The sequence below is a fragment of the Halobacillus sp. KGW1 genome, from assembly GCF_001592845.1.
In the GTDB taxonomy this organism is placed as follows: domain Bacteria; phylum Bacillota; class Bacilli; order Bacillales; family Halobacillaceae; genus Halobacillus.
Genome location: NZ_LSOC01000002.1, coordinates 704,390 through 723,954, shown reverse-complemented (window position 1 = coordinate 723,954; position 19,565 = coordinate 704,390). Strand labels below are relative to the sequence as shown.

General features: G+C 46.2%; 23 protein-coding genes. All 23 read right to left on the bottom strand.

The window, feature by feature from the left end; translation table 11 throughout:
* Window position 1 precedes the first annotated feature (1 nt).
* The 23 genes from flgC to AXG56_RS04260 all read right to left on the bottom strand — a co-directional run bounded on the left by flgC (window position 2) and on the right by AXG56_RS04260 (window position 19,563).
* A complete protein-coding gene (gene flgC / locus AXG56_RS04375; protein ID WP_026577469.1) occupies window positions 2-454 on the bottom strand; it encodes a flagellar basal body rod protein FlgC in 453 nt (150 codons plus the stop codon).
* Window position 455: 1 nt separating this feature from the next.
* The gene (gene flgB, locus AXG56_RS04370) at window positions 456-848 is read right to left on the bottom strand and encodes a flagellar basal body rod protein FlgB (protein ID WP_026577470.1); all 393 of its coding nucleotides are present in this window, start codon (window positions 846-848) and stop codon (window positions 456-458) included.
* Between the two features lie 337 nt (window positions 849-1,185).
* Window positions 1,186-1,965, bottom strand: coding sequence for a GTP-sensing pleiotropic transcriptional regulator CodY (gene codY, locus AXG56_RS04365; protein WP_026577471.1), 780 nt, complete (start codon window positions 1,963-1,965; stop codon window positions 1,186-1,188).
* A 28-nt stretch (window positions 1,966-1,993) separates the two neighbouring features.
* Window positions 1,994-3,391, bottom strand: coding sequence for an HslU--HslV peptidase ATPase subunit (gene hslU, locus AXG56_RS04360; RefSeq protein WP_008637897.1), 1,398 nt, complete (start codon window positions 3,389-3,391; stop codon window positions 1,994-1,996).
* A gap of 12 nt (window positions 3,392-3,403) precedes the next feature.
* On the bottom strand, window positions 3,404-3,949 hold the full coding sequence (gene hslV / locus AXG56_RS04355) for an ATP-dependent protease subunit HslV (RefSeq protein WP_008637896.1): 546 nt from the start codon (window positions 3,947-3,949) through the stop codon (window positions 3,404-3,406).
* A 5-nt stretch (window positions 3,950-3,954) separates the two neighbouring features.
* Complete coding sequence (gene xerC / locus AXG56_RS04350; RefSeq protein ID WP_062513386.1) at window positions 3,955-4,854, bottom strand: tyrosine recombinase XerC; 900 nt, start codon at window positions 4,852-4,854, stop codon at window positions 3,955-3,957.
* A 287-nt stretch (window positions 4,855-5,141) separates the two neighbouring features.
* Complete coding sequence (gene topA / locus AXG56_RS04345; RefSeq protein ID WP_062513384.1) at window positions 5,142-7,217, bottom strand: type I DNA topoisomerase; 2,076 nt, start codon at window positions 7,215-7,217, stop codon at window positions 5,142-5,144.
* Window positions 7,218-7,601: 384 nt separating this feature from the next.
* Window positions 7,602-8,471 carry a DNA-processing protein DprA gene (gene dprA, locus AXG56_RS04335; protein WP_235601463.1) on the bottom strand — a complete coding sequence of 290 codons (870 nt, stop codon included), beginning with the start codon at window positions 8,469-8,471 and terminating at the stop codon, window positions 7,602-7,604.
* Between the two features lie 67 nt (window positions 8,472-8,538).
* Window positions 8,539-9,441 (bottom strand): succinate--CoA ligase subunit alpha, encoded by a 903-nt coding sequence (gene sucD, locus AXG56_RS04330; RefSeq protein WP_008637886.1) that lies wholly within the window; start codon window positions 9,439-9,441, stop codon window positions 8,539-8,541.
* Between the two features lie 18 nt (window positions 9,442-9,459).
* Window positions 9,460-10,620 carry an ADP-forming succinate--CoA ligase subunit beta gene (gene sucC / locus AXG56_RS04325; protein ID WP_062513382.1) on the bottom strand — a complete coding sequence of 387 codons (1,161 nt, stop codon included), beginning with the start codon at window positions 10,618-10,620 and terminating at the stop codon, window positions 9,460-9,462.
* Window positions 10,621-10,756: 136 nt separating this feature from the next.
* A complete protein-coding gene (locus tag AXG56_RS04320) occupies window positions 10,757-11,029 on the bottom strand; it encodes an EscU/YscU/HrcU family type III secretion system export apparatus switch protein (RefSeq protein ID WP_008637883.1) in 273 nt (90 codons plus the stop codon).
* Entirely contained in the window at window positions 11,026-12,687 is a 1,662-nt protein-coding gene (locus AXG56_RS04315) for a hypothetical protein (RefSeq protein WP_062513379.1), read from the bottom strand. The genes AXG56_RS04320 and AXG56_RS04315 overlap by 4 nt, the downstream gene beginning before the upstream one ends.
* Before the next feature lie 16 nt (window positions 12,688-12,703).
* Window positions 12,704-13,468: a ribonuclease HII gene (locus tag AXG56_RS04310; protein ID WP_062513378.1), complete on the bottom strand. Its 765-nt coding sequence runs from the start codon at window positions 13,466-13,468 to the stop codon at window positions 12,704-12,706.
* 108 nt (window positions 13,469-13,576) lie between these two features.
* The gene (gene ylqF / locus AXG56_RS04305) at window positions 13,577-14,419 is read right to left on the bottom strand and encodes a ribosome biogenesis GTPase YlqF (protein ID WP_008637877.1); all 843 of its coding nucleotides are present in this window, start codon (window positions 14,417-14,419) and stop codon (window positions 13,577-13,579) included.
* A 10-nt stretch (window positions 14,420-14,429) separates the two neighbouring features.
* Window positions 14,430-14,978 (bottom strand): signal peptidase I, encoded by a 549-nt coding sequence (gene lepB, locus AXG56_RS04300; RefSeq protein ID WP_026577475.1) that lies wholly within the window; start codon window positions 14,976-14,978, stop codon window positions 14,430-14,432.
* Between the two features lie 107 nt (window positions 14,979-15,085).
* On the bottom strand, window positions 15,086-15,430 hold the full coding sequence (gene rplS, locus AXG56_RS04295; protein ID WP_008637874.1) for a 50S ribosomal protein L19: 345 nt from the start codon (window positions 15,428-15,430) through the stop codon (window positions 15,086-15,088).
* Between the two features lie 127 nt (window positions 15,431-15,557).
* Window positions 15,558-16,289: a tRNA (guanosine(37)-N1)-methyltransferase TrmD gene (gene trmD / locus AXG56_RS04290; protein WP_026577476.1), complete on the bottom strand. Its 732-nt coding sequence runs from the start codon at window positions 16,287-16,289 to the stop codon at window positions 15,558-15,560.
* Entirely contained in the window at window positions 16,289-16,804 is a 516-nt protein-coding gene (gene rimM, locus AXG56_RS04285; protein ID WP_008637870.1) for a ribosome maturation factor RimM, read from the bottom strand. Before rimM ends, trmD begins: the two co-directional genes overlap by 1 nt.
* An 8-nt stretch (window positions 16,805-16,812) precedes the next feature.
* Window positions 16,813-17,199 (bottom strand): YlqD family protein, encoded by a 387-nt coding sequence (locus AXG56_RS04280; RefSeq protein ID WP_008637869.1) that lies wholly within the window; start codon window positions 17,197-17,199, stop codon window positions 16,813-16,815.
* A gap of 80 nt (window positions 17,200-17,279) precedes the next feature.
* Window positions 17,280-17,507, bottom strand: a complete 228-nt coding sequence (locus AXG56_RS04275; protein WP_008637868.1) for a KH domain-containing protein — start codon at window positions 17,505-17,507, stop codon at window positions 17,280-17,282.
* An 18-nt stretch (window positions 17,508-17,525) separates the two neighbouring features.
* The gene (rpsP, locus tag AXG56_RS04270; protein WP_008637867.1) at window positions 17,526-17,795 is read right to left on the bottom strand and encodes a 30S ribosomal protein S16; all 270 of its coding nucleotides are present in this window, start codon (window positions 17,793-17,795) and stop codon (window positions 17,526-17,528) included.
* An 85-nt stretch (window positions 17,796-17,880) separates the two neighbouring features.
* Complete coding sequence (ffh, locus tag AXG56_RS04265) at window positions 17,881-19,221, bottom strand: signal recognition particle protein (protein ID WP_026577477.1); 1,341 nt, start codon at window positions 19,219-19,221, stop codon at window positions 17,881-17,883.
* Between the two features lie 12 nt (window positions 19,222-19,233).
* Window positions 19,234-19,563 (bottom strand): putative DNA-binding protein, encoded by a 330-nt coding sequence (locus AXG56_RS04260; protein ID WP_008637865.1) that lies wholly within the window; start codon window positions 19,561-19,563, stop codon window positions 19,234-19,236.
* Between the last annotated feature and the right edge of the window lie 2 nt (window positions 19,564-19,565).

Sequence of the window (19,565 nt, the reverse complement as noted above, 5' to 3'; positions counted from 1 at the left end):
CTTATTTTCCGATTTCCAAAGCTTTCATGAGCATATTCTTTGATGCATTGACAGCTGTTACGTTGGCTTCGTATGATCTTGTAGAACTCATCAAGTCAACCATTTCCTGCAAGGGATCCACGTTCGGCATTTCTACATATCCCGCTTCGTCAGCGTCTGGATGGTTAGGGTTGTACACCGTTTTAAAGGGTTCTGGATCTTCTACGATCCTTGACACTTTTACGCCGCCGTCCTCTCCAGAACCGGTCCGGGCCTGCGACAAATGACTACGGAAGCCAGAACCTTCACTTTGGAATACCGGCATCTTTCTACGATATGGCTCCCATTCACCGTTTTCATTCTGAACCGCTCGTGTAGCATCGGCATTCGCTATGTTGGAAGATACAATATCCATCCTCAACCTCTGAGCCGTCAAGGCACTCGCGCTTGTATTCATTGCCCGAAATATACTCACCCTATCTACCTCCTTTTATCACCGACTCCAAGCTTTTGAATTTCCCGCTCATCCGATCGACCAGTGCCTCATACTGAATTTGATTTTGAGCAAGGTCATTCATTTCTTTATCCACATCTACGTTGTTGCCGTTATGGCTGTACGTCGTCCCGGTTTTAGTAAAGGTATGAAAAGAATTGGACGTACGAGCCCGGAAATCAATGTGGCGCTCATCTGTCCGTTTTGTCTGAATAGAAGCCAGCTCTCCATTCAACACGTCCTGAAAAGCTACTCCTTTAGCCTTATATCCAGGGGTGTCGACATTAGCTATATTGTTGGATATTGTTCTGTTTTTAGCTGTTGTGAAGTTTAAAGCCTGTTCCAATGTGGAAAAAGTACTACTGAATATGGTCATCGGCATCTCCTTTGTTTCCTTTATTCGACATTTTCTTTGATTACAGAAACAATTTTAAAAAAATTTGTATACCTCTGTCTATCTTTCCCGAATGATTTTTACAGAAGCTCGCCAAACACATCGAAAGAACTAGGTTTTTAATCCCCTTAATATGGAAAATAGTTACATATGTACAGGTCTTCTATTATAATGAACATTATGACATAGTTAATTGTCGAATTGTATTAATTTTTTGTCAAATATTCAAAATACTACTTATGTAAGTCATTTAAGGATAATTATGTAATTATTGCATAAAAAAAGCCGCTTTCAGCTGAAAGCGGCTTTTTTTATTATTTTAATTCGTACGAAGCTTTTGAAGCTCCAGTAGGAAATTATTATTAAGCACTTTGATATACGTACCTTTCATTCCCAATGAGCGTGATTCGATGACACCCGCACTTTCAAGCTTACGAAGCGCGTTTACAATGACGGAACGTGTGATTCCGACACGGTCTGCAATTTTACTGGCAACAAGTAGTCCTTCATTACCTTCCAGTTCATCGAAGATATGCTCGATGGCCTCCAATTCACTGTAGGAAAGAGAAGAAATTGCCATTTGAACGACAGCTTTACTGCGGGCTTCCTGTTCAATCTCTTCTGTCTTCTCGTGCAGGATCTCCATTCCGACAACGGTTGCACCATACTCAGCAAGCAGCAGGTCATCATCATTAAAACTTCCGTTCAGACGGCTCAGGATCAACGTTCCTAAGCGCTGACCACCTCCGATGATTGGTACGATTGTCGTCAATCCTTCTTTGAACAATTCCTTGTTCTCTACAGGGAAAGCCGTATACTCGCTGTCAATATCGATGTCCGGCGTCGTTTCCTTAATGTTGAATAAATTTTGGGTATACTCCTGTGGAAACTGTCGTTCAGAGAACATTGCGTTCATGCGCTCGTTTTCAATTTCCTGGTTGATGGCGAAGCCGAGCAGCTTCCCACGGCGGCTTACAACGAATGTATTCGCTTCGATAACGTCTCTCATCGTTGCGGACATTTCATTGAAATCCACCGATTTTCCTGTTGTTGTTTGTAACATAGCATTGATTCTGCGTGCACGTTCTAGAAGTTTCATGTGCGTTTCCTCCTTGTTGATCTCATCCTTATAGAATGAATCGTGATAAGTCTTTGTTTTTTACAATAGATGATAGTTTGCTGTCTACATACTGTGGTGTAATCTCGATCGTTTCCATCGTAACGTCAGGAGCTTCAAAGGATAGATCCTCAAGCAGCTTCTCCAAGATTGTATGGAGACGCCGAGCTCCTATATTGTCGGTTTCCTGGTTCACTTCGTGAGCGATTTCTGCAAGTCTAGTAATAGCATCGTCAGAAAATTCAACCTTTATACCTTCAACTTCAAGTAATGCTTTATATTGTTTCAAAAGTGCATTGGAGGGTTCTGTCAAAATGTTCTTGAAATCCGCGACGCTCAGTTTATTCAATTCGACCCGGATCGGGAACCTTCCCTGGAGCTCAGGGATGAGATCGGACGGTTTAGCCATATGAAAGGCACCGGCAGCAATGAACAGAATATGATCGGTCGATACGGGGCCGTATTTCGTGACGACCGTTGAACCTTCAACGATCGGCAGAATATCACGTTGAACCCCTTCTCTGGAGACGTTCGCCTGATTGTCTCCTTTCGCTGCCACCTTATCAATCTCGTCGATAAAGATCATCCCGGACTGTTCCACCTTGGAAACGGCCTCCTGTCCGACTTCATCCATATCCACAAGCTTGCCTGCTTCCTCTTGTGTCAATACCTTTCGGGCTTCTGCAACAGAGAGCTTCCGTTTCTTCTTCTTCTTCGGCATGAACTGGCTGAAAGCATCCTGCATGTTCATTCCCATCTGTTCCATCCCGGAACCTTGCAGCATATCGAACATGGATGCTTGAGATTCTTCCACGTCAATTGTGACCATGCGATCCTCAAGCTCGCCGAGATCCAACTGATGTCTGATGCGGCTACGCTTCGTTTCAATTTCCGTTTCGTCTTTATCCTCAGCGGAATCCTTATCCTCTTGACCGCCTTGATTAAAGATCATCTCAAACGGGTTCTTAAAGTTGTTGCCCTGCTTCTTTTTGGAAGGGACCAGCAGCTTGACGAGTCTTTTGTTCGCCTGCTCCTCTGCACGGTCTTTGACCGCTTCCATCTTCTCCTGTTTAACCATACGGACAGCCATCTCTACAAGATCACGAACCATGGACTCTACATCGCGTCCGACGTAACCTACTTCCGTAAATTTCGTCGCTTCCACTTTTACAAATGGCGCACCGACCAGTTTGGCAAGACGGCGGGCAATCTCTGTCTTCCCTACCCCCGTCGGTCCCATCATTAGGATGTTCTTCGGAACAATTTCATCCTTCAGGTCATCCGTCAGCTGCATGCGACGGTATCTGTTCCGAAGAGCGATCGCGACAGAACGCTTGGCACTGCCCTGGCCGATAATATATTGGTCGAGCCTTTCGACGATTTCTCTAGGCGTTAAATTTAATGACATACGTATGCCCCCTTAATCGAGAACTTCCAAAATGATTTGATCATTAGTGAATACACAAATTTCACCTGCAATTTCAAGTGCAGCTCTGGCTATCTGTTCCGCGGACTGCTCTGGGGAATAGCGCTTAAGCGCTCTTCCTGCACTGAGGGCGAAATTACCTCCGGAACCGATGGCTAAAATACCATCATCCGGTTCTATTACTTCCCCTGTACCAGACACTAGAAACATGTTTTCTTTATCCATTACGATCAACATCGCTTCCAGCTTACGGAGAACGTTATCGCTCCGCCACTCTTTTGCAAGCTCTACCGATGCTCTTGCAAGGTTGCCGTCGTAACTCTCCAACTTCCCTTCGAACTTCTCGAAAAGAGTGAATGCATCTGCAACAGAACCGGCAAAACCAGCGAGCACCTGATCATTGAATAATCGCCGCACCTTACGTGCGGTATGTTTCATGACGACTTGATTTCCTAGGGTAACCTGACCGTCACCGCTCATCGCACTTTTCCCCTGATGCTGTACTGCGAATATCGTTGTAGCATGAAATTGTTGATCCATAACCTTCACCTCTTATTTGCTCTTGGATGGGCATTCATATAAACATTCCGTAACCGGTCTTTCGTAACATGGGTGTAAATTTGTGTAGAAGACAGGTGCTCATGTCCAAGCAGTTCCTGAACTGCACGGAGATCGGCTCCTTCGTTCAGAAGATGAGTGGCAAAGGAGTGACGCAGTTTATGCGGATGAATATCCACAGTAAGCGCTGCCTTCTGCACCATTCTCTTCAAAATCAGACGAACACCGTCGGCCCGGAGAGGTCCACCTTTAGCGTTTAGAAACACTCGATTCGTCGCTTCGGTCCTTTTGTCAGACAAAACTTTTCTGCCGCTGTTGATATAGGTTTCAAGTGCTTCTCCCGCATATTGGCCGAACGGGACATACCTTTCCTTTCGCCCCTTCCCGTGTACCAGGACGGTACGCAGAGAAAAATCGATGTCTCCCATTTCCACTCTCACGCATTCGCTGACCCGAATACCTGTTCCATACAGTAGCTCGATAAGCGCCTGGTCCCTCTGTCCAAGAGGGGTATCAAGGTCACTTACCGTAAATAAATGCTCCAGTTCTTCTGAATAGAAGAATTCAGGGATTGGTGCATCCTCTTTTGGAAGCGAAACGTTGATGAAGGGATTATTCGCGAGAACCTCTTCTCTCTCTAAAAAGCGGAAGAAACTTCTCAGACTAGATATTTTTCGAGAAACCGATCTTCTGGAGTACCCGTGCTCATGCTGCCTCGATAAAAAGACCCGGATCACAGGGTAATCACAGTCGTGTATAGTGAAGCCTTCAGATTGCAGAAAATCAGCAAATTCATCGATGTCTCTTCCGTAATGTTTCACGGTCAATGGTGAAGCATTTTTCTCAATCTGAAGATATTCCATGAATTCTTCTTTATAATTCTGCATCGTTTTTTGTCACCTCGCAAAGGCGCTTAAATTTTATCACATGCATGTTCCGAATAACAATGGATTTAATAAAAATGTAACAAAATTCTGAATTGTTTCCAACTATAAGCAATCGACTTGAGCATGTTTAAGTCATTAGTCATGGGTCCAACCTTATTTAACCAGCTGTCAAGTATGTAGCCTTACCAAACCGTAATTATAGCGCCACCTACTTCCGGTGTCAATCAAAAAGGGAAAAGAGCCTACAACTATAAGGATAGTCATAGGCTCTTATTTATATAACCGGATTATGCCTGCGGCTCTTCTTTATAATCACAGCTTGTACATTGGATTTGAGTGCCCTTCTTGACTTTCTTCTCCACAAGAAGCGATTCACATTTCGGACAAGGGCGGCTGATCGGTTTATCCCATGAAATGAAATCACATTCCGGGTACCGTTCACAACCGAAGAATTTCCGGTTTTTCTTACTTTTTCTTTCCACTACTTCGCCTTCTTCACACTTCGGACAAGTGACGCCTACCTTTTTAAGGATCGGCTTCGTATTCCGGCATTCCGGGAAGTTGGAGCAGGCGAGGAATTTTCCGTAACGGCCCATCTTGTAGACCATTTCATGACCGCAATTCTCACAATCAATCCCAGCCGGTTCGTCTTTGATTTCCACTTCTTCCATTTCTTTCTCCGCTTTTTCCAAGCGGGGCTCGAAACCTTTGTAGAAGTGCTGGATGATATTCACCCACTCCTCCTTGCCGTCTTCAATGGCATCGAGGTCATCTTCCATTTCTTTCGTAAAGTCGACGTCAATGATTTCAGGGAAGTACTCCTTCAATTGTTCTAAGACGATTTCCCCTAATTCCGTCGGTACAAAACGCTTATTATCAAGGGCTACGTACCCACGACGCTGAATGGTGTCGAGTGTAGGAGCATAGGTGGACGGACGACCTATACCAAGTTCTTCCAGCGTTTTTACCAAGCGGGCCTCTGTGTATCGCGGAGGCGGCTGGGTGAAATGCTGATTCGGCTTGATTTCTTCCGCTTTCACCGTCATTCCTTCTTCCAGATGAGGAAGCAGTTTATCTTTCTCTTTTTTATTATCATCGTTTCCTTCCACATATACCTTCATGAAACCTTTGAATTTCACTTCTGATCCTGTGGCACGGAACTCCACTCCTTCATTATAAAGGTGGACAGTCATCGTATCGAGTACGGCAGGAGCCATCTGACTGGCGATGAAACGATTCCAAATCAGTTTATAAAGGCGGTACTGGTCGCGGGAAAGAATGCTCTTCATAGCTTTAGGATCACGGTCGGCACCCGTCGGTCTAATGGCTTCGTGTGCGTCTTGTGCTCCTTCCTGCTTCTTCGCTTTCTTATCTGCACCCAGGTACTCTTTGCCAAAGTGGCCTTCCACATACTGTTTCGCATCTTCTTTAGCGGAATTAGACAGCCTTGTGGAGTCTGTACGCATGTAGGTAATTAAACCCGTCGTGCCTTGTTTTCCGCCAAGATCAATCCCTTCATATAACTGCTGTGCGATCATCATCGTTTTCTTGGCCCGGAAGTTCAATTTCCGCGCCGCTTCCTGTTGTAAAGAAGAAGTCGTGAACGGAAGGGACGGATTCCGTCTGCGTTCTCGTTTGTTGACTTTTTCAACGGAAAAATCTTTTCCCTTCATACGGCTCTGTATTTCTTTAACGTCGTTTTCTGTCTTCAATTCCTGCTTCTTCCCATCAACACCATAGAATGATCCTTGGAAAGCTTCCTTATCCTTCAAGAAATCAGCGTCGATCGTCCAATACTCTTCAGGCTCGAAGCTCTTAATCTCATTTTCCCGATCGATAATTATTTTTACGGCTACGGACTGCACACGCCCGGCGCTCAAACCTTTCTTCACTTTCTTCCAAAGGATCGGGCTGATGTTGTATCCAACAAGGCGATCAAGAATCCGGCGTGCCTGCTGGGCGTCAACGAGATCCGAATCGATCGAACGCGGATGTTTGAAAGAATCTTTGATCGCTTCCTTCGTAATTTCGTTGAAGACGACCCTGCAGTCGGAGGTATCATCAATATCGAGGCTGTGGGCAAGGTGCCAGGCAATTGCTTCCCCTTCACGGTCGGGGTCGGCTGCGAGATATACTTTCTTCGCTTTCTTTGCAGCGGTTTTCAGTTCTTTCAGGACGGGTCCTTTACCACGGATGGTTATATATTTTGGTTCGAATTCATTTTCAACATCCACACCCATTTGACTTTTCGGTAAGTCGCGGATGTGACCAAGTGAAGCCTTCACTTTGTATTTTTTTCCGAGATAGCGTTCAATTGTTTTTGCTTTCGCTGGTGATTCAACGATTACAAGATAATCTGCCATGTAGGTTCCTCCCATAGAGGTAAATTTCTCTGTTCCATTCTTTGATAATTTTTCATAAATAAATCTTCCCTATTATTAAATACAATGAAACCGTTTGTCAAACATGTTTCTTGAAAAACAACGCCCCGAGCTAAGCCGCATCTCCTTAAGTATCTCCCTGTTCACCCTGAAATTATCTCCTTTTGAATTCTCGGAACAGGAAAGCGTTTCCTACGAAAAACAGCGTGATATCAACCTTTTGAGGAAACGGTTCGGTACGTTTAATAAACAGAATATATGGAAACGGCACCTTTTGGCAATACATATGTTCGGGAGCGTGAAAAAAGTTACAATTTAATGAAATATCGGTCGGATATGGAAGCGAAAAGGAAACGATCCCAATTTCTATTCCCAGTCCTCCCATATATCCTCATAGGTATGGACAAGTTTCGCACCATCGTTGATCATCCGATGGCACCCTTCGCTCGTTTGACTTCCCGCCGGACCTGGCAGAGCATAGACGTCCCTCCCCTGCTCGAGAGCCTGATCGACCGTTATAAGGGTCCCGCTTCTAAGGCGGGCTTCCACTACAAACGTCGCTGTAGATAGACCGGAAATAATACGATTTCTTTCTGGAAAGTGATACTTCTTAGGCGGCTGATCCGGCGGATATTCACTGATAACGAGTTGAGTTTCAGCGAGGGTTCTATAAAGACTCTCATTATTACGGGGATAGACATGATGAAAACCGGAACCGAGCACAGCTATCGTTCTTCCCTTATTTTCCACTGCCAGCTGATGGGCATATTGATCGATTCCCTTGGCCATTCCGCTGATGATCGTAAAGCCCTTTTCTATCAGCGGGACTAGAACGGACGTCATCGCAGGATAGGCATATTTGGAAGGCTTTCTTGTTCCAATGACGCTCAACGGGCGAAAGGGGTGTAATAGAGAAGCGTCTCCTTGGAGATATAAAATGAGAGGAGGATCTGGGATTGTTCGGAGAAGGGGTGGATAATGCCTGTCGAACCATGTAACAACACGGCCGTGTTGTAAGATTTTGTCGAGTTTCTTCATTATATTAGGGTCGTTCCTATGATGAATGATACCAGCAGCACGGACGGGGGAAATACCAAGCATATGGACAAGCTCCTCCGCATCGGCACGGTACGGTAACAGCAGATCTGAATCTGCTCTCCCTATCCTTTTTAACAAAGAACGGGACATTCCCGGGATTTGATGCAGGGCGATCAAACGTGTTCTCCTGTTATTCAATCAGGCACCTTCTTTCCATTAGATAGAGACCGTGCCTTTAGATCGACACGGCCTCCGCCTTAGTTACTTAGTGGGTCTTGCATTTATCGAAGAGATTTTGCTCTTTCAACACTTTTATAAGCGTTTCTCCCATAACGGAAGGGGTTTCCGCCACTTCGATTCCGCATTCATTCATGACGCGGATCTTTTCGTCAGCTGTACCTTTACCGCCTGAAATAATGGCACCGGCATGCCCCATACGCTTGCCGGGAGGTGCTGTACGGCCTCCGATAAATCCAACGACCGGCTTCTTCATATTGGCTTTTACCCATTCGGCTGCCTCTTCTTCTGCCGTTCCGCCGATTTCCCCGATCATAATTACGGCTTCTGTATCTGGGTCTTCGTTGAAAGCTTTCAAAACGTCGATGAAGTCTGTGCCATTGACAGGGTCACCGCCGATTCCGACAGCAGTCGACTGGCCGATACCGGACTCTGACAGCTGATGAACCGCTTCATATGTGAGTGTTCCGGAACGGGATACAACTCCGACATGTCCTTTTTTGTGGATGTAGCCCGGCATAATACCGATTTTACACTCATCCGGAGTAATAACACCAGGGCAGTTAGGACCGACAAGGCGCGTTTTCTTTCCTTCCATGTATCGTTTTACTTTAACCATATCCAAAACCGGGATATGTTCTGTAATGCAGATAGCGAGATCAACCTCTGCATCTGTCGCTTCCATAATCGCGTCAGCTGCGAATGGTGCAGGTACATAGATGACGGATGCGTTGGCTCCTGTTTTTTCTACAGCTTCTGACACAGTATTGAATACCGGAATACCTTCGACTTCGGTTCCACCTTTACCAGGTGTCACTCCTCCGACGATTTGTGTACCGTAATCCACCATTTGTTTCGTATGGAATAGTGCAGTCGAACCTGTGATACCTTGGACTATTACCTTTGTATTCTTATCAATATAGACACTCATCCGTTTTCCCCACCTTTCTTACTTGACCAGTTCTACGATTTTTTGTGCACCTTCTGCCATGGAATCTGCAGAAGTGATATTTAGTCCGGATTCTTCAAGAATTTTCTTCCCTGCATCCACGTTCGTTCCTTCTAAACGTACGACAAGTGGAAGCGTAAGCCCGATTTGTTTAGTCGCCTCTACGACGCCCTGGGCAATGACGTCACACTTCATAATTCCTCCGAAAATGTTCACAAAGATTCCTTTTACGTTTTCATCGGACAGGATGATCTTAAACGCTTCGGTTACCTTCTCCGCAGTCGCACCGCCTCCTACGTCAAGGAAGTTAGCAGGATCACCACTGTAGTGTTTAATTGTATCCATAGTCGCCATTGCCAGGCCCGCACCGTTTACCATACAACCGATATTGCCGTCTAATGCAATATAGCTAAGGTCATACTTGGACGCTTCTACTTCTTTCGGATCCTCTTCATCCAAATCGCGAAGTTCAGCAATATCCTTCTGACGGAACAAAGCATTGTCATCAAAATTCAGTTTGGAATCCAGAGCGATGACGTCTCCGTCTCCGGTTGTGACTAAGGGATTGATTTCAGCTACAGAACAATCCTTTTGTACGAAGACGTCATAAAGTCCGAGCATGAACTTGACAGCTTTTCCGACCGCCTCCTTCGGAATATTGATTTGGAACGCCAACCGGCGCGCCTGGAACGGCGTCAAGCCTGTCACCGGGTCAACTACTTCTTTGAAAATTTTCTCCGGTGTAGCTTCTGCTACTTCTTCGATTTCTGTTCCGCCCTCTTCTGAGGCCATCATTGTTACTTTGCTTGTTGCACGGTCAAGGACAAGCCCGATGTAATATTCACTTTGAATATCGCAGCCTTCTTCAATTAGTAAGCGCTTTACTTCTTTACCTTCTGGACCAGTTTGATGGGTTACCAGGGTGCTTCCCAGTATCTCTTCCGCGTATGTACGCACTTCATCAAGATTCTTGGCAATCTTGACTCCTCCGGCTTTCCCACGTCCACCTGCGTGGATTTGTGCTTTTACTACAGTCACGCTGCTACCTAATTTCTCCGCTGCTTCAACAGCTTCATCTGCGGTATATGCTACGTGGCCGTTCGGCACAGAAACGCCGAAATCACGCAAGATTTGTTTTCCTTGATACTCGTGAATATTCATGTTTCATCCTCCCATCATTTTTCACTGCATGTCCATTGTATAAAAAAACGCTATCAATTGTCCATACTAAGCTAGATTTCTGTCGAAAAATTCGCAAGATTGACAGATATTTTATTATGTAAACATAATCTATGCATTAAGAATTTCCCCATTCTTTGTCAGCTTTATAGACGAAAGCGAAAACTTCAGCAACGACATGATACAAATCTTCCGGAATGTGTTCATTCAAATCCAGTTCAGACAATAACTCCACGAGAGTCGGGTCTTCATGGACCGGAACATCGTGCTGCTCCCCTTTTTGTAGAATACGATCGGCCGTGCTGCCCGTCCCCTTCGCTTTTACTACCGGTGCCGCATGATGACCCGATTGATACCGGAGGGCGACCGCCCTTTTCTGTTTCTTGTTCATATCCACACATCTACTCCTTTCTTATCCGTTGCAGTTTTCTTCGGAGCACAGGTCTCTTTGGAATCATACACATGAAACTTTACCAGCCGGTATCCCTGCTCCGACAAACCTTGCTCCAGCTCTTTTTTATAGGATTCGACAAGGGCACCCGCTCCTTTTGCCCCCGGCTCAACGAGTACGGATACGTTTTTATTATTGATTCGAAGGTCAAGGACCGTCTCGTCCAGGCTTTCAAGATTTAGATAAAATAGGATGTGACAGAATGACGGGTCCAAAGCTGAGCTGTTCCGCTTCTTCTTCCCGTCCATGGTTATGTAAATGTCACCGGAAGCATGAAAGACGGCTCCAGGGAGCTGAAGAAACAGCTGTACTCCTTGATCCGTCTCCCTGCGTGAGATCGACTGCATTTTATTTAACGTGTTCAGAGTCTCCTTGAGTACTTGCGGGGTCAGCAGGGCTTTTGATTCCGGATGCAGCAACAGAGATTTCAGGCTGTCTCTTTGTGGTTCTCCTGAAACCATCCGCTTTTCAGAATCGAATCCGTAACTGGCAACAGCCGCTTTCAAACGAATGTATGCATGTTCCTTTTCCGAAAGCTTAAGGAATATGCTTAATCGGCTGACCCAGTCCACCAGCAGGTCAATCATGGCCGGATCGTTTCTTATATGATGAAGACGACTAAGTAAATCAGGCCACACTTTGTCTACGGCCGGAGAAGAAAAACCAGGAGGAGAAGCAGTATCCTCTATCATCCCTTTTTCCAACGTGGTGGCAAAAGCAAGAAGAGGTGCTTTATGTGAAAGAGATGTCTTCATAATAGTAGGGGGATCAACCAACTCTCGAGACTGGACAACATCCCACACCCCTTTTAGTTTTTCCGCCATCTTTTCCAGGCTTTGTGGAAAGGGAGGTGATTCTTCCCCGTTTTCTGCCCATTGAAGCCAGGCAGAACGATAGGATGAAAAGGACTGGGTGGAAATTAAACCAATTTGACGGAAGAGCTGATACGAGCTTCGGTCTCCTTCTGCGACTTCCCGTAACAGTTTCGCTGCAGCAGATCCGGCTGCCGATTCCGAGGAATTCTCTGCAGTGAAGTGTGTCAGGACGCCTTGCAGCTTATTGATACGTCGTGATATCGGAGCTTGAGAGAGTGCTTGTTCCAGCTTGGCAAATGTTGCAGTGACAGAATGGGAGGCTTTCCTCACCAAGCTGTTAATCAGCGCAGGAGGTACCGTAAGCCCGCTCCTGGCCATGACCTGTATGAATTCGGCACTGTTTCGATCACTCTGTAAAAGAGGAAGGAATGGAGCGGTATGTGGTTGGGGGAAGACGGAGAATTTATCCAGCATTGCTTTATCTGTGGAGAGGGGCTGTCTTCCTCCGGTCCGGGCAGGCATGGCTGCATGCCGCCCTTCGCGCAAAGCTTTCCACTTCATCACAGGTTCCGTTTCCAGTACTTTAAAGAAGTAGGTTCTGCCTTCTTTAACGTTAGACTGGGTATGAATAGAAAAAGAGCGGCCGCCGACTTCGACGACCGTTTTAGTACCCTGTGGGCGCTCTGACACATATCCTCGCACTACCTGATTCTTACCAGGGGTCTCCTTTATAGCAGCGTTTTGGATAATCGGACCGAGTTTGGACCAAATACCATTCAACATGATTATACGCCCTTTCTTACAAGACAGATTTCACAGGAGCGAAGCTCTTTCTATGGGCAGGTGTCGCTCCCAGCGTTCTCAACGCCTCTAAATGCTCACTCGTCCCGTACCCCTGATTAGACCGGAAATGATAACCAGGGTACGCCTCTTCCAGTTCTGCCATATAGCGATCTCGAGTTACTTTGGCGATGACGCTCGCAGCGGCAATGGATACACTACGTTGGTCACCTTTAACGAGGCTTGTCTGGCTGCAGGCTGGATAATCGATCTCCATGGCGTCAATAAGCAGGTGGTCAGGTGATACAGATAGCTGCTCTACTGCCCTCTTCATCGCCAATTTGGTAGCCTGATAGATATTCAAGCGATCGATCTCTTCACTTGATACGACACCTACGCCCCAGTCGGCCTCCTCCGTAATTCGGCAAAAGAACGCTTCTCTCTTCTTTAATGAAAGCTTCTTAGAGTCATCCAGACCCTCCAGATAGAAACCTTCCGGAAGAATGACGGCACCAGCAACGACCGGTCCAGCAAGCGGGCCTCTTCCTGCTTCATCAATTCCTGCAATCGCCTGCTTTCCTTGAGAAATCCATGCAATTTCAAATTGACGTTTCTCCTCGAACTGAGCTTTCTGCTCTGCTTTTTTTTCTTTCTCTTTCAAATAACGTTCCAAGAGCTTCTGGACACCTTTTCGTTCATCTCTTTGGAACGCCTCCCAATCTGCTGAAGTCATCGTTCCTTCTTTTATCCTTTTAGATATCTCTGCAATCGTCCGTTTTGACATGACAGTACGTCCACTACCTTTCTTCTTTTATCGGAAACATCTCTGCAATCATTAGCTTCTCTACATAAGAAAAAAGCGCAAGGCAGCTATTCCTGTGCGCTTTCTTCCTTATTCCGGACTTTCTAAACTGATCAAGCCGAATTTACCTGATCTTAGATCCTGAAGGATAACATCCGACACCTTCTCAAAATTGACGACGCCCCCGCTCTCGAGACACCCTCTTTTCCGACCAATCTGTTCGAAAGCTTCCATGATATCATCATAACGGTCGAATCCGAACCTCTCCTCAAGCAAAGCAGGATAATGGTCTCTCATGTAATCAAGAACATAAGCTGCCACATCTTCTTTCGGAAGGATCTGATCCTTGATCGTTCCGATGGCCGCAAGACGATAACCTACTTCTTCTTCTTCGAACTTCGGCCAGAGAATCCCTGGAGTATCAAGAAGCTCAAATTCCTTCTTCACTTTGATCCACTGCTGCTTAGTCGTTACCCCCGGCTTATCGCCGGTCTTGGCCATCTTTTTATTGGCAAGACGGTTGATGAGAGTGGATTTCCCAACGTTCGGGATGCCAAGAATCATTGCTCTGGAAGCACGCGGTCGAACGCCCTTTGCTTTCAATTTCTCCAGCTTCTCCCTGCCCAGCTCTTTCGCCTTCTGGACTACTCGTTGTACATCTTGTTTTTTATTTGCTTCAATTGCGACTGCCGGGATGGATGACGCTTCAAAATATTCGATCCACTCTGCTGTTTTCTGCGGATCGGCTAAGTCCTTCTTCATAAGGACGATCATCTTAGGTTTTTCTTGTAATATTTCATGCAGCATCGGGTTCTGGGAAGAGAAAGGTGCTCTTGCATCGACAAGTTCGATAACGAAATCGACGAGCTTCAACTTCTCTGCCGCTTCCCGCTTTGCTTTGGCCATGTGGCCGGGATACCATTGAATAGTCATCGTAAACCTCCTAATTAACAAGACTGACCCGATTAAGCGGCCAGTAGGACAAAACAGCCTGTCCGACAATTTGATCATCGGAGATCATGCCGAGCATCCGACTGTCTGTGGAATTGTTGCGATTGTCCCCAAGCACGAACAGATGCCCTTCCGGAACAACTTCATACGATCCGGGCAGCTCTTCCATGGAGAAGTCTTCGGTGAAACGCACACCCTCGGGAAGTTCGCTTTTTCTTTCATCAAGGAAAGGCTCGTCCACCGGTTCTCCGTTTACGAACAGCTGATCATTTTCATACTGAATGTGATCCCCGGGCAGACCGATGACACGTTTAATGTAATCTTTCCGCTCAGTCGCATGAAACACTACGACATCAAAACGATCCGCAGAGCCTAATGTATAGTTCAATTTACTAACGATCAAGTGATCCCCGCTATGTAGTGTATCCAGCATAGACGGCCCTTCAACAACAACCGGCGCAAACAGAAATACACGTACCACGACAGCAAGTACAGCTGCAATGACGAAAGCCTTTATCCAATCTAACCATTGTTGTTTCATACTAGTCCCCGCTTCCTGGGCATTCGAAACAGTTAAAAAGCTGTCTCCCAAATCTTTCTTGACTAGAAAAAAGGAGCTTGACAGATGCAAGCTCCTTTCTCTTGAAATTAGATAATTTCTTTAATACGTGCCGCTTTACCACGCAGGTTGCGCAAGTAGTAAAGTTTCGCACGACGTACTCTACCACGACGAGTACGCTCGATTTTAGCGATACGTGGAGAGTGAACAGGGAATGTACGCTCAACGCCTACACCGTAAGTAATTTTACGAACAGTGAATGTTTCGCTGATTCCCCCGTTCTGGCGCTTAATTACAACACCTTCGAATACCTGGATACGCTCGCGAGTACCCTCGACTACCTTCACGTGTACTTTTACAGTGTCACCAGGACGGAAGTCTGGGTGGTCTGTACGAAGCTGTTCTTTTGTAATGTCATGAATCAATTGTTGCATGATCTTCACTCCTTTTTAACTAATGCTCGTGTTTTCTATGAAACAGCGGAACATCGTTTTCCACTTAAACCGTTCGTTTAAGCACAAAGATTAATATACCACAGGACCGGGCAAAGTTCAACAGCTCTCAGCTATTTTCCCATTCCCTGATCCAAGATTTCTCCTTATCAGAGAGTTCCCTGTCTTTTAACAAATCCGGACGACGCTCGAATGTCCGTTTCAAGGATTGATAGTGGCGCCATTCTTCAATCTTGGCATGATTGCCTGACAGAAGGACATCCGGAACTTTACGTCCGCGGAAGTCGGCTGGTCTTGTATAGTGTGGATGTTCAAGCAGCCCGTTGGAAAAGGAATCCATCGGAGCTGATTGGTCATTACCAAGGACACCTGGTACAAGCCGCACCACGGAATCAATAACGACCATTGCCCCGAGTTCCCCACCCGTCAACACATAGTCTCCGAGTGATATTTCATCCGTTACAAGTTCTTCCCTTATCCGCTCATCATACCCCTCATAGTGACCGCATATGAACACTAAGTGGTCTTCCCGCGCCAATTCCTCCGCTTTCTTCTGGGAATGCGGTTCTCCCTGCGGGCATAAAAGGACGACCCGTGGTGGTTTTTCCGATTTGTCTTTGATGGCCTGAATGCTGTCAAAGATCGGCTGGGGTGATAATACGAGTCCTGCACCACCACCGTAGGGATAGTCATCCACTTTGTTATGCTTGTTCTCTGTATAATCCCGGAAATTCACATAATTATAAGTGAAGGCTCCCTGCTCTTGAGCCCGCTTCATAATAGAAGTCTGCAGCACCCCGTTGAACATTTCAGGAAAAAGCGTCAAAATATCGATATGCATCAGTCAAGCAGCCCCTCTATTGGATCGATGACCACCGTCTTGTTATCTACATCCACTTGCTTTACAACAGACTCTATATAAGGAATAAGGACATCTGCGCCCTGTTTTTGCTTGACAACCCAGACGTCGTTCGCACCAGGTGTCAGAATCTCCTTGATCAAACCAAGCTCTTCCCCTGTCTCCAAGTACACCGCACAGCCTATGATTTCATGGAAGTAAAATTCGTGCTCGCCAAGCGGAGCCTGAGCTTCCTCGGAAACCATCAGCTTCCCATTCTTATATTGTTCTACATCGTTAATGGAACCATGTTCCTCGAATCGAATCAGATCGAACCCCTTATGGATACGGTGCGTCGTTATGACGAGGGGTTTCGGCTCCTTGTTTTCTTGAACCAAGTAAAGCTGCTGTCCCGGCTGGAAGCGTTCGTCAAAATCCGTAACGCGATGGACCTTTACTTCCCCCTTGATGCCGTGTGTATTAATAATTTTTCCGACGTTGTACAATTGTTTATCCATGTATATGACTACCTCGCTCGTATGACTTTTCCATCTTTAATGACGATTTCCTGTTCCTGTGTTATGTCCTTCCAACAATCGCCTTCGTGGACGGTGACTAATACGTCTACTTCGTCCGTCTTGAGCTCACTTCCATCAGGCAGGATGTCCAGCTGTGTCGATTGATATTCCAACCAGCGAAGCTGATCTTTTCTCCGGCTGATTTCTTTAGAGAATCTCTTCTCGACTTCCTGCTTCGAGAGGCCGGGTTTACGTTCCAACTTCTTTTGTTCGAACATCAATTGCTCACATTCCTGATCAAGCTGTTTCCATTTCTGGTCGAAGTTCCGCTTCATCTCTGCACGGCTATTATTGGTCAGTACTTCTTTTACCGGGACTCTTCTGATGATCTGCATCTTCGTTCCCTCACCACCGCTTCCTCATGCGTTTCATACATGAAACTAGTAAAAAAGGGAAAGGTTCTCCCTCTCCCTTCTTACATGATATCCAAATAGATTCGCTTATCGGAATCTGAGCCTGCCGCATACACGACAGTTCGAATCGCTTTCGCAATCCGCCCGTTCTTTCCGATCACTTTTCCAACATCATCGGGATGGACGGAAAGATGATAAATCAGTTTATGATCTTCTTCTTTTACGTCCACCTTGATGTCTTCGGGATGATCGACAAGCGGAGTGACGATCGTTTCGATTAAGGCTTTCATGGGATCACCACTACTTCGTTATTGGTTTTTCTTTTCGTGGAACTGCTTCATGATGCCTTCGTTTGAGAATAGGTTACGAACCGTGTCGCTTGGCTTCGCGCCGTTGGACATCCAGTCGATCGCTTTGTCAGCGTCGATCTTAACCTCTACAGGGTTAGCGACTGGGTTATATGTTCCGATTTGCTCGATGATGCGACCATCACGAGGAGAACGGGAATCTGCTACTACTACACGGTAAAATGGGTTACGTTTAGAACCCATACGTTTCAGGCGAATTTTTACTGCCATATTTAACAACCTCCAAAATTTCTTTAATGTTTCACACAGATTTAGATTTTAGCAGAAGTTCAATGGTGTGTAAAGGTTTTTTCCATTACATAAACGGAAATTTAAATCCTTTACCTTTTTTCCCTTTGGTATTGCTCATCTGCTTCATCATTTTCTTCATTTCTTCAAACTGTTTCAAAAGTCTGTTGACCTCGGAAACGGACGTTCCGGACCCTTTGGCGATCCGTTTCTTGCGGCTTGCGTTCATGACGGACGGATCCTGACGCTCATGCTTGGTCATCGACTGGATAATCGCTTCCACATGAACAATCTGTTTGTCATCAAACGAGACGTTCTGCAAGCCTTTCATCTTATTGGCGCCGGGGATCATGTTAAGGATCTCATCCAACGGCCCCATATTCTTCACCTGCTGCATCTGCTCAAGGAAATCCTCGAAAGTGAAAGAGGCTGTACGCATCTTCGTTTCAAGCTCACGCGCCTGCTTTTCATCAACCTGGGTCTGTGCCTTCTCGATGAGTGTAAGCATATCCCCCATCCCGAGAATACGGGATGCCATACGTTCCGGGTGGAACGTCTCAAGCTGATCGAGCTTCTCTCCCATACCGGCGAACTTAATCGGCTTCCCTGTTACTGCTTTAATGGAAAGAGCCGCACCACCGCGGGTATCCCCATCCAGTTTTGTCAGGAGTACGCCGCTTACATCTAGCTGCTCATCGAAGCTTTCCGCTACGTTGACGGCATCCTGCCCTGTCATCGCGTCGACGACGAGGAAGATTTCATCCGGGTTGACCGCTTCTTTGATTTCCTGCAGTTCTCCCATCAGATCTCCATCAATATGCAGTCGGCCGGCGGTATCGATCAGCACATAATCATAGTGCTCTTCCTTCGCCTTGGCGATAGCATTCTTCGCAATATCCACAGGATTCGCTTCCGTTCCTTCCGCATGAACAGGCATACTCAGCTGCTTGCCAAGCGTCTCCAGCTGCTGGATGGCGGCCGGGCGGTAAATATCTGCTGCGACAAGCAGCGGGCTGCGGTTGTAGCTTTTCCTTAGGAGGTTGGCAAGCTTTCCGGTGGTCGTCGTCTTACCGGCACCTTGAAGTCCGACCATCATAATGACAGTCGGTGGTCGTTTGGCGACGGCGATTTTGCTTTCGTTCCCACCCATAAGCTCGGTGAGTTCCTCTTTGACGACTTTGATAACCTGCTGCCCCGGAGTAAGGCTTTCCATTACTTCCTGGCCGATCGCGCGCTCTTTAATGCGCTTGACGAAGTCTTTGACGACTTTGAAGTTTACATCGGCCTCGAGGAGGGCGAGGCGAACTTCACGCGTCATTTCTTTTACATCTTGTTCGGTCACCTTCCCTTTGCCTTTGATTTTCTTAATCGTTTCCTGCAAACGGTCGGATAAACCTTCAAAAGCCATTGAAAGCCCCCCCTATTCTAATTCTTGTAGTTGTTCCAGCCAGTCATGGAATCGTTCTGGAAGCTTCTCTTGTTCTATTTCTGCTTCCATTTCTTTGATCACCTGCTGGCGTTTCTGGAATTTTTCATATAGCAGAAGTTTCTTTTCATATTCTTCCAGCATCGTCTCTGTTCGGCGAATGTTATCATAAACCGCTTGACGCGAGACATCAAAGGTTTCGGATATTTCACCAAGCGAGTAATCTTCGAGATAATATAACTCCATATAATTTCTTTGTTTAGGAGTCAACAACGATTGGTAGAAATCAAAAAGATAGTTGATACGTGTCGTTTTTTCCAGCACGT